The 16,002-nt window shown below is 48.0% G+C and carries 14 protein-coding genes; 7 read left to right on the top strand and 7 right to left on the bottom strand.

Features of this window, described 5'->3' with window-relative positions; genetic code table 11:
• Positions 1-37 precede the first annotated feature (37 nt).
• Positions 38-1,825, top strand: coding sequence for an aminopeptidase P family protein (locus Q4Q54_RS03625; RefSeq protein WP_311987721.1), 1,788 nt, complete (start codon positions 38-40; stop codon positions 1,823-1,825).
• Between the two features lie 226 nt (positions 1,826-2,051).
• On the opposite strand, the gene Q4Q54_RS03630 is transcribed toward Q4Q54_RS03625, so the two are convergent.
• Positions 2,052-3,317 (bottom strand): HD domain-containing phosphohydrolase, encoded by a 1,266-nt coding sequence (locus Q4Q54_RS03630; protein WP_311987722.1) that lies wholly within the window; start codon positions 3,315-3,317, stop codon positions 2,052-2,054.
• A gap of 579 nt (positions 3,318-3,896) precedes the next feature.
• Here Q4Q54_RS03630 and Q4Q54_RS03635 point away from each other — a divergent pair.
• A complete protein-coding gene (locus Q4Q54_RS03635) occupies positions 3,897-5,465 on the top strand; it encodes a methyl-accepting chemotaxis protein (RefSeq protein ID WP_311987723.1) in 1,569 nt (522 codons plus the stop codon).
• A gap of 406 nt (positions 5,466-5,871) precedes the next feature.
• The gene (locus Q4Q54_RS03640; protein WP_028761337.1) at positions 5,872-7,173 is read left to right on the top strand and encodes a DEAD/DEAH box helicase; all 1,302 of its coding nucleotides are present in this window, start codon (positions 5,872-5,874) and stop codon (positions 7,171-7,173) included.
• A gap of 142 nt (positions 7,174-7,315) precedes the next feature.
• Here Q4Q54_RS03640 and Q4Q54_RS03645 read toward each other — a convergent pair whose 3' ends face one another.
• From Q4Q54_RS03645 to Q4Q54_RS03655, 3 genes are all read right to left on the bottom strand, one after another.
• Entirely contained in the window at positions 7,316-8,716 is a 1,401-nt protein-coding gene (locus Q4Q54_RS03645) for a basic amino acid/polyamine antiporter (RefSeq protein ID WP_311987724.1), read from the bottom strand.
• Positions 8,717-8,725: 9 nt separating this feature from the next.
• On the bottom strand, positions 8,726-9,628 hold the full coding sequence (locus tag Q4Q54_RS03650) for a homocysteine S-methyltransferase family protein (RefSeq protein WP_311987725.1): 903 nt from the start codon (positions 9,626-9,628) through the stop codon (positions 8,726-8,728).
• 468 nt (positions 9,629-10,096) lie between these two features.
• On the bottom strand, positions 10,097-10,312 hold the full coding sequence (locus Q4Q54_RS03655) for a TIGR02450 family Trp-rich protein (RefSeq protein ID WP_259520069.1): 216 nt from the start codon (positions 10,310-10,312) through the stop codon (positions 10,097-10,099).
• A 288-nt stretch (positions 10,313-10,600) separates the two neighbouring features.
• On the opposite strand from Q4Q54_RS03655, the gene Q4Q54_RS03660 reads away from it, so the two are divergent.
• From Q4Q54_RS03660 to Q4Q54_RS03675, 4 genes are all read left to right on the top strand, one after another.
• Entirely contained in the window at positions 10,601-11,248 is a 648-nt protein-coding gene (locus Q4Q54_RS03660) for a peroxiredoxin-like family protein (protein ID WP_011847416.1), read from the top strand.
• Positions 11,249-11,347: 99 nt separating this feature from the next.
• Positions 11,348-11,983 carry a DUF2913 family protein gene (locus tag Q4Q54_RS03665; protein WP_259481847.1) on the top strand — a complete coding sequence of 212 codons (636 nt, stop codon included), beginning with the start codon at positions 11,348-11,350 and terminating at the stop codon, positions 11,981-11,983.
• 159 nt (positions 11,984-12,142) lie between these two features.
• The gene (locus tag Q4Q54_RS03670; RefSeq protein WP_107946850.1) at positions 12,143-12,895 is read left to right on the top strand and encodes an ABC transporter substrate-binding protein; all 753 of its coding nucleotides are present in this window, start codon (positions 12,143-12,145) and stop codon (positions 12,893-12,895) included.
• Positions 12,852-13,091 (top strand): multiheme c-type cytochrome, encoded by a 240-nt coding sequence (locus Q4Q54_RS03675; protein WP_409438274.1) that lies wholly within the window; start codon positions 12,852-12,854, stop codon positions 13,089-13,091. The genes Q4Q54_RS03670 and Q4Q54_RS03675 overlap by 44 nt, the downstream gene beginning before the upstream one ends.
• A gap of 200 nt (positions 13,092-13,291) precedes the next feature.
• On the opposite strand, the gene Q4Q54_RS03680 is transcribed toward Q4Q54_RS03675, so the two are convergent.
• The 3 genes from Q4Q54_RS03680 to Q4Q54_RS03690 form a co-directional block, all read right to left on the bottom strand.
• Positions 13,292-15,070 carry a flotillin family protein gene (locus Q4Q54_RS03680; RefSeq protein ID WP_006082587.1) on the bottom strand — a complete coding sequence of 593 codons (1,779 nt, stop codon included), beginning with the start codon at positions 15,068-15,070 and terminating at the stop codon, positions 13,292-13,294.
• Between the two features lie 36 nt (positions 15,071-15,106).
• Positions 15,107-15,742, bottom strand: a complete 636-nt coding sequence (locus Q4Q54_RS03685) for a YqiJ family protein (RefSeq protein ID WP_006085764.1) — start codon at positions 15,740-15,742, stop codon at positions 15,107-15,109.
• A 106-nt stretch (positions 15,743-15,848) separates the two neighbouring features.
• Positions 15,849-16,002, bottom strand: a 154-nt coding sequence (locus Q4Q54_RS03690; protein ID WP_311987733.1) for a DsrE family protein, incomplete at its 5' end; no start/stop codon positions are given.

A 16,002-nucleotide genomic window follows, 5' to 3' on the forward strand; every position in this document is an offset into this window, starting at 1 on the left:
CGACTCGCACAGCGTGCCAGTCTCACTTGGAGCCCATATGTCACATTCAATTGCCAGCCGCCTCGGTGCCATTCGCAGCGAATTATCTTCCGCCAATCTCGATGCTTTTATCATTCCCCGCGCCGACGAGTATCTGGGCGAATATGTGCCAGAACACAACGAACGTTTGTACTGGGCAACCCACTTTACCGGTTCGGCAGGCATGGCTATCGTATTGAAAGATAAAGCCGCAATATTTACCGACGGCCGTTATACGGTGCAAGTTCGTCTGCAAGTAGATGCTGCACTTTTCAGCTACGAAAGCCTGACAGACACGCCACAAATTGAATGGTTATGTGACACGCTACCAGCGGGGTCACGCATTGGCTTCGATGCACGCTTGCATACTTTAGCTTGGTTTGAAAATGCCAAAGCGACCTTAAACAAAGCCCAAATCGAATTAGTGGCAGTTGAGCAAAACCCTATCGATTTATATTGGCAGGATCGCCCCGCACCATCGAGTGCGCCAATCACGTTATTCAGTAACAAGAGTGCCGGTAAAACCAGTCTGCAAAAACGTAATGAAATTGGCGCCTTAGTGAAAAAAGCCGGTGCTGATGTCGCGTTGATCGCCGCCTTAGATTCTTTCTGCTGGTTGTTAAATATTCGCGGTAACGATGTGCCGCGTCTGCCCGTTGTGCTCGGCAGTGCCCTACTCCACGCTAATGGCGATATGCAGCTGTTTACCGATTTAAGCAAACTCCCTGAGGGCATTGAGGAGCATGTCGGTGCAGGCGTTAGCTTTAAAAGTGAAGCGTCCCTCGCCGATACGCTGGCGAGTTTATCAGGCGTTAAACTGCTTGCCGATCCAAACTCAGCTAACGCTTGGACACAAAACCTCGCCCGTGAAGCGGGGGCTAAATTGATTGCTGGCATTGATCCGGTTTCTTTGCCTAAAGCGCAGAAAAATCCCTCAGAACTTGCCGGAATGCGCGCTTGTCACATTCGTGATGGCGTTGCTGTGAGCCGCTTCCTTGCATGGTTAGATGCCGAAGTCGCCGCCAAGCGTATGCACGATGAAGCCACACTTGCCGATAAGTTAGAAAGCTTCCGCCTGCAAGATGAGCGCTATCGCGAGCCAAGTTTCGACACCATTTCTGCAGCGGGCCCCAATGCCGCCATGTGCCATTACAATCACAACAATGGCACACCAGCGATGATGACGATGGATAGCATCTACTTAGTGGATTCTGGCGCGCAATATATCGATGGCACCACAGATGTGACCCGTACTATTGCGATTGGCAAAGTCACTGATGAGCATAAAAAAATGGTCACGCTAGTGCTAAAAGGCCATATCGCGCTGGACCAAGCTCGCTTCCCTAAAGGCACTTCAGGCCAGCAACTCGATGCATTCGCCCGCCAATATTTATGGCAACATGGTTTTGATTACGACCACGGCACAGGCCATGGTGTGGGTCACTTTTTAAGTGTGCACGAGGGTCCACAGCGCATAGGTAAAAATGTCAACGGTATCGCACTGATGCCCGGCATGGTGCTTTCCAACGAGCCGGGTTACTACCGCGCTGAGAGTTTTGGCATTCGCTTAGAAAACTTAGTCGTAGTGCAACACTGTGAAGCACTGAAAGGCGCTGAGCGTGAGATGTATGAGTTCGATGCATTGACTATGATCCCTATGGATGCCCGCCTTATCGATAAGAGCCTGCTAACGCAAGGGGAAATCGACTGGTTCAATGCTTACCATCAGCAAGTGTTCCATACACTTTCGCCGCTGATGTCCGGGGATGAACTCGCGTGGTTAACGCAAGTGACTAAAGCGATTTAGAGCGATTTAGCACTCCTGCGGGTAAGTAGCGATTTAAGTCGTCATTTAAATCATCTTCTACATCCGTTATATGCTACAAAATAAAACGCCCAAGGCTATGAGCCTTGGGCGTTTTTTTTAGCGCTGATGCTGTACTTTCAAACCTAGTCCTATTTCAATAGCACGATTTAGTACATGATTTCAAAACACGTTTTCAATTTCAAAACACGATTGTAAACATGAGTCGCTAAACCATAGTGGGCTGCGCCATAGGCTGATAAGCATCATCCAGCGATGCCTTAGATAACACTTCAAACTCTTGATGAATTGCCATAAAACAATCGACTAATTCAGGGTCGAAATGCTTACCTTTGCCTTCAATCATTAAATCGATGGCTTCTTGGTGACTAAAGGGTCGCTTATAACATCGCGGCGAAGTCAGCGCATCATAGACATCCACCAAGGCAACGATGCGCGCCGAAAGCGGAATTTCCTCACCTTTCAACCCTAGGGGGTAACCACTACCATCCCACTTTTCATGGTGACCCGAAGCAATATCTTGACCCATCTGAATAAAAGTACATTGGGGCGCATATTCCAACAAACTGCGTAACACTTGGCCACCAATCACAGGGTGAGCTTTGATCTGCTCAAACTCCTGCGGGGTTAATTTACCCGGTTTGAGCAGAATCGCATCGGCAATACCGACTTTACCTATGTCGTGCAAAATGGCCGATAGACTAATATCTTGAATAAAATCATCGTTCAATTCAGCCGGTGGATTGTCGGCCTGCAGTCGCTGCGCCGCGAGCATTTTTGAATACTGCCGCATACGTAATAGATGCGCGCCCGTTTCGTTGTCTCTGTATTCGGCAAGTTTGGCTAACCCTAATACAGTCGCTTGGCGTGAGGCTAAGGTTGAATCGAGTGAATCCGCCAACTTACCTAATAAGTAAGTGATTGTTAGGGTCAACATGGCATTGGTTACAATAAAATTGACCACGACAACGGCCCAAATACCCAAACTATAACCGTGAATATCAGGCCAGTTTAACCAGCCAAAGTGATAGGCAAGCCCAATCAGTACCAGACTCAGCCCATTCAAATATTGGGCATATAAACTCGCGCGACTTCCTAAGAAAATGCCAACTAACGGCGGAAAGATAAATAACCAGAAGAACCCCGCACCCGATGGACCAATCGCAATCAAAAAACCAACGCCGATAGCAAACCCTAAGAAACAGCCACAGCCAAAACGCGTGCTATCAGCAAGCTTAGGAAAATACAGCAAAAACAGTAAAAAAAGATAAGCCAGTGTATCGAATACCACCATAGACCACAGATCGGCGATGACACATAAATACACGCTGGTGATATATACAGGCACGCAGAGAAGCGCAAGAAAGCCAAATAGACGTCCAAAAATCAAACGTCGCCAATGGGGCAGTGCCGCTGCTGTCCCCAAGGACGCGGTAGCCAATTTAGCTACGCCACGTCTAAGTGATATCGCCATGGGAAAATCCTCTTATATTGCATTCCCGCTATGAGCTAATGAAGCTGATCTTATGAACCTAAGCTAATGAACTAAAGGGTGCGAATGAGATGACAAAGCTGAGGCAAAGCCAGATAAATCACACGCTCAGCAAGTCATAGTTTGTTGCCCATTAAAGAATAGACTAAGACGAATAAAGCGCCCGAATGAATGCCGCGATATGGCAACCGAATCAACGACATTAGTCCAATATCGCCGAGCTGATTTAGTAGATAACATGAGCGTCTAATATCCACTCACTATCTGAGGAAAAATAACCCTTATAAAATACTGAAATTTGCGTTTTAGCAGGATAAACGCTCGTTTAATTCTGTATTCGCACTACTTAAAATTTTTATATTTTGCAATAGCTTATAAATACAACGAACGATTGATTTTCATGGGTAAGCCATCAAAAAGCGCTCTCCTATACCCATACAAAAATGATAGTCTTATCACATAACAAGCTTACCCCAATGAGAGTAAGCGCAAGAAAATTAGCGCCTAACACCGCGCCCCTGAATCCCAATGAATCATATCGGCCCTGAATGGACACACTAAATGAGCCAGAGTAACGCGTCTGCCAACAGAACACTGAATGCACAGAGATCAGATCAAGAAATCCGCTTAACACCACAGGACGAACTCATTTCCACCACAGACACTCGCGGTGTTATCACATACGTTAATGCCCGTTTTGCCGAAGTCTCAGGCTACAGCGCCCAAGAGTTAGTCGGCAGTGCCCACAATATGGTTCGTCATCCCGATATGCCGAGCGCCGCCTTTAAAGAAATGTGGGGAAAACTTAAATCGGGTCAATCTTGGCGCGGCATAGTGAAGAACCGTTGTAAGAATGGTGGCTTCTATTGGGTCGATGCCTTTGTCTCGCCATTGTTTGAAAACGGCACCATTGTCGGTTATCAATCGGTACGTATTCAGCCTCAGGCCGCCTACGTCAGCAAAGCAAATGAGATATACCAAAGACTTAAACTGGATAAATCCATTTCTAAGCCCTTAAGCTTAATGCAAAAACGTATCCTCTCGGCGGTTGTCGCCTCAACAGGCTTACTGATCGCAGGCTACTTTTGGGGCTGGGGCGTGATTATCGCGGGGGCGGTTTTGATGAGTTTAAACTTGGCTATATTCTACGATGAGGCCTTTCGCATTCCCGCTAAACTGATTGAAATGCAAACCAAATACGACTCTATCAGTCGTTACATCTACTCGGGTGCCGATACGTCTTCTATCCTCGATTTCCAGCTCATCATGCTGCAAGCCAAAATGAATGGCGTACTGGGGCGCACACAAGATCAAGCCAATCAATTGCACGCGATTGCCGATCAATTAGTGGTCGCGACCGAGCAAACCTATGTCAGCCTAGATCAAGAGAAAAGTCAGTTAGAACAGCTCTCTGGCGCGATGGAAGAAATGAGTTCAACCATCACAGAAGTGGCGCAGAATACCCATCTCACGTCCACCAGCATCAATACCGCCTACGATCTCTGCCTTAAAAGCAGCGCCAATATGAAGGCCAACACTCAAAAAGTGGAACAACTGGCCAAGTCTGTTGCCGATGCCGCTAACAATGCCCATCAATTGAATAAAGAAGCCGAGCAAGTTGCTAATGCGATGGGCGAAATTGACTCCATCGCCGAGCAAACCAATCTTCTCGCCCTCAATGCGGCCATTGAAGCTGCCCGTGCGGGTGAACAAGGCCGTGGGTTTGCCGTGGTCGCCGATGAAGTGCGCGCGCTGTCGAGCCGAACCCAACTGTCGACCAACAGTATTTCAAAAAGTGTCGATAAGATGTTCACTATGCTCAACGCATGGGCCAAAGAAATGGAACAAAGCCGCCAACACGCGGAGCGCTGCGCTAGCGACATCCAACTGTCCGCCGACAATGTGAATACCATTTACCAAGAAGTGAGTGATATCCACACCTTTGCCCAGCAAAATGCGGTCGCAGCGGATCAACAGCGTCAAGTGGTCAACGAGATTGCCAGCAACATACACTCCATCACCCATTCAAGCGCAGAGAACTTGGCCGCAACCCATCTGATTGGTGATGCCGCCCATCTGCTTAAGCATAATGCCGAGAAAGCCCTCGGCTTGAGACGCACTTTCGGTTAGTCATAAGCAAGATATAAAATGCCGCAGCCAAAACTGCGGCATTTTTCTATCGCGTTCTTTTTGTTCGTTCTTTCCGCCAGCCGTCACTCAACCTCAAATCATACTCTGCTAAGAGCATACTCAATCCAGAGCTAACTCAGCCCAGAGCGTGCAGAATTGGCCCTATCCCGCCTGAGCCGTCGCTAAGGCTTTTATCTCTTGGCGATAAAATGATGCAGATAAAATGCCAAAACACTAAAAAGTTCAGGTTTTAACCGAAATTTTTGCTATACTCCGCGCCCGCCATTTTTCTTATAAAATCTGTGTGGAAGAATGAGCCAGTCGGCACGCCTCTCTCCTTAGTCGAGTAAACAATAGAGGCTCGCGGTGCTTGAATGTTTGAATAAGTGAACCATAGGAATCCAAAATGAGATTTGAATCTTTTAGTTTTTCCCCCGAGATTTTGCGCGCTATCTCAGATTGCGGTTATCAACAAATGACGCCTATTCAGCAGCAAGCGATACCTGCTATCCGCCGCGGCCAAGATGTCTTAGCCAGTGCCCAAACCGGTACGGGTAAAACCGCCGCTTTCGCGCTGCCGATCCTGCAAAAGATGGTTGAAAAGCCAAGCGAAACGTTAAAGTCGAATGCCCGCGTATTAATCCTTACGCCGACCCGTGAGCTTGCGGCTCAAGTGGCTGACAACGTTACGGCTTACTGCAAGTACTTAAACTTCAGCGTGTTAACCATTTATGGCGGCGTAAAGATAGAAACACAAGCGCAAAAGCTGAAACGCGGCGCCGATGTGATTGTTGCCACCCCAGGTCGCTTACTTGAGCACCTTACCGCCTGTAACTTAAGCCTGTCGAACGTCGACTTTTTAGTCCTAGACGAAGCCGACCGTATGTTAGACATGGGCTTTAGCGCCGATATCCAAAAGATCCTGCAAGCGGTCAATAAGAAACGCCAAAACCTGTTGTTCTCAGCCACTTTCTCAAGTGCGGTTAAAAAACTCGCCAACGATATGATGGTTAAACCGCAAGTGATCAGCGTTGATAAGCAGAACACTACAGCCGACACCGTCAGCCAAGTCGTTTATCCGGTTGAACAACGCCGTAAACGCGAACTGCTTTCTGAGCTTATCGGCAAGAAAAACTGGCAACAAGTGTTGGTATTTACTGCGACCCGTGAAGCCGCCGATACGCTAGTCAAAGAATTAAACTTAGATGGCATCCCATCTGAAGTGGTCCACGGTGAAAAAGGCCAAGGCAGTCGTCGCCGCGCCCTGCGTGAATTTGTGGCAGGTGATGTACGCGTACTGGTTGCCACCGAAGTTGCCGCCCGTGGTCTGGATATCCCAAGCCTTGAATACGTAGTCAACTATGACTTACCTTTCCTCGCCGAAGACTATGTCCACCGTATCGGTCGTACAGGTCGCGCGGGTAAAACTGGCGTAGCCATTTCATTTGTGAGCCGCGAAGAAGAACGTACCTTAGCCGATATCGAAAAACTGATCGGTCAACAAATTCGCCGCGTCACTGTGCCAGGTTATGAAGTGGGCAGTCGCGAATTGCTGTTAAAACAATTGCAAACCCGCCGTAGCTTTGCCAAGAAACAACAAAGAACCGACAACGTCGGCGCTCAAGTTGCTGCAGAGAAAAACATGCAAGGCCGCCGCGTAAAAATGAAGGTGGGTCAAGCACCTAGCAAAGCAAAAAAACTTAAGTAATCGCTAAAACGGGCGGTGTAAAACGCATAGCGTTTAACCCCATCCCACGTGTTTTAGTGAAATCGGCCACAACAATTGTTGTGGCCGATTTTTTTATGCCCAATTCGATAAAGCACAGCCCGCTTTAACCAACCGCAATCCTTTATTGATAACAAAAAGACCATAACGCGGGGAACAAACTCAGCAACGTCGCCCCCGCGAGCAATCGCTCACGTCCGTTAAGCTTTTTACCATCGACAAGTTGGCGGCGACTGTAAAGAAACAAGAGTAACCCTGGGCCGTAGAGTAGCAAGGACAGCAACAGATACTCGACGCCTGCGGCATAGAGTAACCAGAGTCCATAACCGCTCGCCACTAGCGCCACGATTCTCATCAGCCCATTGCCCTGTCCACTCAAAGAAAGCTTCAGCAGGAACAGTCCAATCAATAGATAAGGCACTAAAATCATCGACGTAGAAATGAGTAGCAGATTGGTATACCCCTTACCCAGCAGCCACACCAGTAACAAACAAAACTGCACTGTTAAGCTAGATAACCAGAGGGAAGCGATCGGTGTGCCATTGCGATTCTGCCGCAAAAAGATGGAAGGGAAAGCACCGTGGCGGGCTGCGCTGAAAGGCACCTCTGCCGAGAACAGAGTCCAACTCACGTAGGAGGCCAACACAGAAACAATAAGCCCAACGCTGATCAGTGCCTTGCCCCAAGAGCCGCTCATGTGTCCCATCAGTCCCGCCATAGAGGGATTAGGCAGCGCTGCAAGTTCAGGACGAGCTAAAATCCCCAGCGCTAACACAGAGATAAGCACATAAAGTAGTAGCGCCAGCACGACGCCAAGGACAGTCGCCGTACCCACATCCCGCTTATTTTTAGCACGCGCCGACAACACTGCCGCACCTTCGATACCGGTAAATACCCAAAGCGTGATCAGCATAGTGTTACGCACTTGTTCAGACACTGTCACAGCTAAAGTGCTGGCCGCTTGGTCCTGAGCAAAAGTCACTGGGTCGAAGTAATAGCAGGCAAACAGTACAAACAGCAATAACGGCAAACTCTTGGCTAATGTCGCCACCAGATTGAACATGGCGGCCTGCTGTACGCCGCGGGAGACCAACCAATGCACCGCCCACAAAATGCACGACTCACCGATAAAAGCGGCCAGCGTATTGCCCTCGCCAAACCAAACTTGCTGCGGCGTATCGACAAAACTGCCAAGGGCGGCAAACGCAATCACTAAATATCCCACCACGCCTATGGTGGCGCAAAGCCAGTAGCCCCAAGCAGAAAAAAAGCCCACCAGCTCACCAAAACCGGCTCTCGCGTAGGTATAAATGCCGCCATCAAGCTCAGGCTTCAAGCGCGACAGATAGAGGAAACTCGCAGCCAATGCCAAGATGCCCACACCTGTGATCCCCCAGCCAATCAGCACTGCTCGAACACCCGCCACTTCGGCCATGTTTTGCGGCAGGCTAAAAATCCCCGCACCTACCATAGAGCTGAACACTAGGGCTGTGAGTGACCAGAGACCTATCCTGTTCTCTTTCATACAAAATCCTTAGCGCAAACGAGTAGAAAGAGCCTGAATGTGTTCGGGACCAATGCCGCAGCAACCACCGATAAGCGAAGCCCCTACCGCGCGCCAACGCTCAGCCCAACCGAGATAATCGAGCGGCCCAAGATCAGCACGGATCTCATCCAGACCATCGTTAGCCGTCGCCTCTTTCGGCTGAGGAGGAAACGCATTGGCATAGGCACCGAGTCGAATATCGGCACGCCCCAGAGCACTTAATCTGTAGCTGGCCACCTGTAATGCCGCCTCAATCACCTCAGGCTGACAACAGTTGAACAGAATCGCATCCACACCGACTGCTACTAACGCGTCGATAGCATCTGCCACCCGCTCACCGGAGCGAAGTGTCGGTTCGCTACCTAACGTCTCGTCCTCTAAGGTAAAAGAAACCCAAAATGGTTTGCCATCTTCTGGCAGCAAGGCCTTGATGGCTAAAGGCTCAGCAATCAAACTCATGGTTTCGGCTAACCAGAGATCGACACTGGGCGACAGCGCTCGAATGAGTGGGAGCGCCAGTTCACTCACCCTCGCGGCCTCAAATAAATCGGCACGGTAAGAGCCGAACAAGGGTGGCAATGAGCCCGCGACGCGAACCGCATTTGCGTGTTCATCCGCGACATCCCGTGCCAGTTTGCCCGCCAATGCAGCCAGCGCTTCACCCTCGGCGGCAAAACGCTCATCGCCGATATGAAATGGCACGAGTGCATAACTGTTGGTGGTGATGACTTTGGCCCCGCTGGCTACGTAAGCTTGATGCACCTCAGTCACCGTTTGCGGCGCTTCTATCAATGCCAACGCCGACCACTCAGGCTGGCGAAAGGGTGCACCCCGTCTTGCCAACTCACGCCCCATGCCACCATCCAAAACCCACAGTTGCTGCTTATCCATCTTGCTGACCTCAATCTTTTTATGCGACTTCGTTTTACTAAAGCACTCATAGTTAATGAGAATCCTGCTACCTAGCACCTTGCTGCGTTCGATGACGACAATGCATAGCTTCAGTGAGTACCTTAATAACCGCAAAACCATCTAGACGTTTAGATGGCCACAACAAAATAACGGAATCTCGATTTAGCCGCAATCGATATCACTAAAAAACACGGATTAATCTCAAACTTGAATAAATGGATGCCGCTGCGCTACAAAAACATGCCCAGTTGACGGCAAGAGACGAGGTATTGATGGGATCGTTTATGGAAGACATTGATGGAGGGCATGATGAGGACATTGATAAATGATATTGCTGCAGAATGAGCTAGAGAACCTAGAAGATGATGGCTAAAAAAGTGGAGAACAAGATGAGTGCCCTCCATGTCTTTGGATAATATGAGATTGGTATTTACCCAAGTCGTTTAACTATTTCCAACCCTGCAGCCAAAGGCCTTCATCTTTTAAATCATGCCAGTTTATAGGTATAACTCGCTTTGACATCACAGCCTCAATTGAGCATGAGATCACTATGCCTTCCTCATCAAATTCAATCTCAGTGACTAAAAAATGTTTTTCTTTATTGGTCGGCTTAACGGCGGTCCACTTACTGTTGAGTAATTTCTTTGGGTTAATTTTATTCATCAAAACTCCGCATGACAGCTAATTTGCTGGGTTATGCAATAACTTCCGCTCATCCCCGTTCCTTTAGAGACTCGCTTAAGAGCGCCTTGGCCAATACGAACAATACAGCAAGACCGCGCAATGGCACTTACACAAAAAACACTTAAGCGAAGATCTCGTCAACGGAGATGACTTAAGCAACAAATTACATAAGCAGATCACGCAAGCAGATCTCAGTACTAGAGCAGACAAAAGATAACTGTCAGTGCTTAGAAATGCAGCCATTGAAAGATAACGTTAGGAACGCCCATGTCAACCATACTAAAAACACTTTGCCTCGTAGGCACACTATTGCTCACTAGCTTTACGACTCTGGCGCAGCCCATTGCCAGAGATGAGTTTTCCATCAGTCCGCTACTCAACGGTCAGCAAATTCCTAAGGTAAACTTGCAAGATATCAAGGGTAAAACCGTCGATTTAGCCGAGTTAACCCAGCAAAAACCGACCATCTTTTTCTTTTACCGCGGCGGCTGGTGCCCATTTTGTAACAATCAAATGGGGCAACTAAAAGCGATTGAGCCTGAATTACTAAAAATGGGCTTTCAATTAGTGGGTATTTCACCCGATACACCAGCTCAACTTAAGGCTTCGGCGGCAAAAAATGAGCTTAAGTATCTACTGCTTTCCGATGAAAAAATGCTGGCAGCGCAAGCCTTTGGCTTAGCTTTTTATACAAGCGAAAAGGTCACTGAGATCTATACTTCGCGTCTTCATGTCGATAATCCAATGTGGACGACTCCCGAGGGAGCCAAACGTTTAGTCTTACCTGTGCCCGCCATTTATATTAGCGATGATAAAGGTTTGATTCATTTCCAATATGTGAATCCTAACTACAAGGTCAGACCCGCACCTAAGCTGATCTTAACCGCCGCAAGTTTGGTGGGATCGCAAGAATAAATATCGGTTTATCGACCGCTTTGCTAAACTAGCTCCGCCGCAATCAATATCGTCCAAGTTCAAATAGATAACATCACTTCAGCCCGCGGCGGAGTCATAATGAATTCTCAAACCTATAACCAAGCTGTGCTCGAACTCGCCCTTGCGGGTCTTGCCGATTTAACCGCTTCAGCACAGACCAAGAAAGCCCAGCGCACTTCTGCGCAGGAAAGTCATTTTTTGTGTAATTGGATGGTCGAGTCCTTAAAGGAAAAACGCTTTTCTAAACTGGTAGCCGACGATCTGACGGCTTGGATACGTTTGGCTCGCAGCCAAGGTGCGGGCGCCGAACTCAAGCGTTTGCTAGAAAGGATCGTGCATCAATATCAAACAGTTGAGACATCAGAGCAAGCGTTAGGTACGGCATTAAATGCTATGATAGCAACTTTAAAGCAAGCCGAATGGTTGGTCTTTACTGACACTGAAATCAGCGCCAAGCTCAAACTCGATGGTGATGGCCAATCTAGCTTAGTAATTGATGCAAAAGAATTTAATCAACATATTAAAGACAATCAGTTGCTAAAACCAATCAACTTATATGTCCGCGCCGATGAACAGACGCTAACGCGTATCGCCCTATCCCATGGGTTATTACTCAGCCAAGGCAATAAGAAAACCAGCTTGGTTAAGCACCATAAAACCTATCAAATTTTCCCGCATAATCAGCAGCCCGCCCTGTGTCAGCTATTGGCTTAGGTGTCATAGCGTAAAGTGTAATGGCGTAAAGGTGAAAACTGTTTAACTATGGCTGATGTGACTGATTGTGACCCAATAAACAATTTATTCACACAGTTTAGGTAGAATGGCCATCGGATAGGCCTTGGCTAAAGCAGAGATAACAAGGATAAAAGCAATATGGTTAAGCGATGTTTGCAGTATAAACACTTAGTTCGATTTGCCTTGTTCGCCCTTTGCTTTACTCAACCACACGCCTATGCGGAGCAGCTCAAATACAATATCACTGGCTCCTATTCTTGGTATCCGTATTTTATCGGCGATCAAGCCGAGGCGCCGGGGATGATCACTGAGCTTATCCCGATGATTCTATCCTTAGCTAAAATCGACGGTGAAATCCTCACCTTGCCGCCAAAGCGCACTAATAACGCTCTGGAAACCGGTCAACTCGACTTTGATATCGTCAGCCCGAGTTGGTTTGAAAAGCAGGATTTGGGGCCGCTGTTTGTCAAATCCGCCCCCATAATGCAAATCACCGAATATGTGGTCACCCTGCCTGAAAATGTCAGTAAATATAAGGATATCGACCAGATTAAAGGCAAACAAATCGGGACAGTGCGCGGTTATTTATACCACGACGATAAGGACTTTATCCGTGCCGACTTTACCTCTGAGCAAGAGTTAGTCAAAGCCTTAGATAAACACAGAGTCGATGCGATTATTTCCGGTAATTATCCAGCCTTGTATTGGTCGACTCAGTTGCGGATCCCTGTCGCCCTTGCGGCGGTGCATTCCGATGGGGACTTAGTGTTTAGGTTACGTAAGGAACATGCCGATTTGCTGCCTGCCATTAATCAAGCAATAGCGACCCTAAAAGCCAATGGTAAAATTGACGAAATCATCAAAAAGTACACTCAAACGCTGGCAAGCTGAGCCAATACGGCCAACCTTAGCAACCTGCACGGCTTGTCACACGCTTATCGATAGTTTAGTCGTCCATGCACGCAGCTTTGGCGGGGTTTATCAAAGCGATGCCAGCGGAGGGCGAATTTACCAAGCTGGGCAAGAATCCTGCGCCATCTGTCACGCCGAGGGTCGCTCATCGGGTGTCGATAAGGTGCACCAATAGGCTGGTAGATTTTATCTCCCCCAAAAACAAAACCGCTCGCAATAATGCGAGCGGTTTTATTTAATCAGGCTTATTTATCAAGCTGATTTACCAAGCCTTGAGTCAGTGCTGACTTCACTCAGCGCAAAAGCTTACTTGGCTGATTTAATCTCATATAGCTCAGTCATCAAGCTAACATCATGGAGTGAGCTAAATCGACCTTACAGCTTAGGCACGCTTTGACTCTCGACCACATGCGTTTGGCTGTAATCTTTAAGCTCTGCATGAGACGACTTCACACCACTTAACGCCTCGGCGGTTAACGTATTATTGCCGTTCAATAAATCATTCAAGGTGCCAGTATCACCGTTCACTAAGCCCAGCTCTCTGAGCATGGCATCAACCACCGGCGCATTAGCGCGATAGTTTAATGCGGCACTGGTGACTTGCTCGGCAATACCACCTTGATGGTGAGCGCCTTCGCCACCCGCGGCAAATTGATTGCCAGCGCCATAGCCTTGAAGAATTTTAATGCCTTCGATGTTTTCCAACGGTTTAACGGCTTGTGCCACGATTTCAGGCAGCGCTTTTAAAATCGCGAGGGATTTTTGCAGGGCAATTTGCTCATCACTCAAGACGTTTTCAGCTTCGTAAAGCGCTTGTTTACCCGCAGCTTCAACGGCATAGACTTTCTCATCCGCTTCGGCCTGCAGTTTTTTCGCATCGGCGCTAGCGCGCGCTTCAATCAGAATCGCACTCGATCTGTCTTCGGCGGCACGTTTCTCGGCTTCGGCTTGTACTGTTACGCCTACCGCATCACGCTCAGCTTCTTTACGGGCGTCAATCACTTCAATCTCTTTACGACGATTCGCTTCGGCCACTTGGCGCGCTGTGATTACCGCTTCTTCTTTCTCCACTTTCAGTTTTTCGGCTTCAGCAGCACGGGCACGGGCAGCAGATTCTTCTTCAGATTTCGCCGCAACCGCAATGCGTTTTTCCTGCTCAGAAACTTCGATATCCCTTTGCTGTTGAATGCGCGATTGCTCAATCGACTTATATTTTTCAATCTCGCGGGTTTCGATGTCTTTCGTCTTTTCGATTTGAGCCGTTTCGATAGCGCGTTCTTTAGCAATTTCGGCTTCGCGTTCTTCACGGGCCTTGTTTTCTTTCTGCTTAATGATTTCCGCTTTTTGATCGGCGCGTTTAAATTCCAAAGACTGTTGCTGGATCAGGCGTGCTTCTTCTTCCGACTTTTCAATCTCTAGGGATTCTTTTTCGGCTTCGAGGTTACGTTGCTCGATCTTAATCCGGTTATCCTGTTGGATATCGTTGGTTTCTTTACGTTTCTCTTCAATGATTTTCGCCAGACGTGCACGACCTTCGGCGTCGAATGCGTTGTTTTCATTGAAGAACTGTAGATCAGTTTGATCGAAACCCGTTAACGAAACCGACTCGAGTTCGAGACCGTTTTTCTCAAGATCGTTAGCCACGTTATTTTGCACACGTTGCACAAAATCGGCACGCTGCTCATGCATTTCTGTCATGGTCATTTCAGCGGCGACAGCGCGGAGTACGTCGACAAACTTAGACTCCATCAGCTTTTTAAGCTCTTCAACGCGGTTTGTGCGCGTACCTAAGGTTTGCGCCGCCATCGAAATACCATCGGAATTTGGGGCAACACGTAGGTAGAAGTCGGCCTTCACATCGACACGCATTCTGTCTTTAGTGATCAGCGCATCTTTCTGAGTTTTTTCCACTTCGATACGCAGGGTATTCATGTTGACCGAAATGGTTTCATGCAGCACTGGCAGTACGATAGCGCCGCCATCTTTAATGATTTTCTCACCGCCAAAGCCGGTACGCACAAAGGCCATTTCTTTGGTTGCACGTTTATATAACTTGGCAAAAATTAACCCGATCACGATAAAGCCAAGTAACACCATACCGGCAACGAGCAAAATAAAACTACCGGATGAACCGATATCAGTTAACACATCCATTTGATTTCCTTTCAATTGATTTATGGCTGGGGACGATTAATTATCAAAACGCGTAGCAGACCAGACACGGCCTTCACGCTTAAGTAGCACTACTTGAGTGCCAGAGGCAAACTCGATACCCGAGGTTTCAGGCTCGACTAAGACGTAATGTTTTTGTTGGTGTTTATCACGTACAACGGCTTCAGAGGGCATGCCTTTGATGGCGCAGCCTAAGGTAATAGTCGCGACATAGCCGCTCAAATCATCAAGCGAAATCGCGCTCGATTCATTTTTGGGCAGATGTTCGGCCAGCACTCGACCGAAATAACGGCAAGAAAAGGCACTCGCAACTATGGCTATGGGTAAAGTGAACAATTGCGGCAGTAAAAGGCCAGCGACATTGAAACTGATAAAATTGACGATATAACCCGCTATCGCAAAACTGGTCAGCGCGAGCACAAACCAAATCAATAACGGCAGTCGATTGAGGCACAGCCAACCGGCAATGCCAGTAAGTCCGCCGGGGCTCACATCTGCGTCATAATCCGCATCGATAGGCACCCATTGGTCTAGCGCACTCATCATGCTTAAGCCAATGACTAACGCGAAGGCTTCAAACACACCGAGGGCCAGAACACAGGCAAAAGCTATGGTGTAAGGTAAATTAGGCTGTTCAACTAAAAACGCCCACATAGTCATCTCCTTGAACAATACAGCATTCCATTTATTTCACTGTAATTATCGACTTATGCGCCACAGAATAGCAAGCCAAGCCTTATTTCCAAACTAAAAATTTACCCTAAAATGGATTTTCACTGTAACCCTGCTGCGCCAAAATAGCGTGGGCTGTCATCGCCGATAATGCCATATCAACACCAGGTAATAATGAGGTACTGGTTAAATCAAAATAAGCGGCGCTCTGTCCGCAGATATAAAACTTCACGCCGTGATCA

Source organism: Shewanella sp. SP2S2-4 (genome assembly GCF_031932025.1).
Classification (GTDB): Bacteria; Pseudomonadota; Gammaproteobacteria; order Enterobacterales; family Shewanellaceae; genus Shewanella; species Shewanella baltica.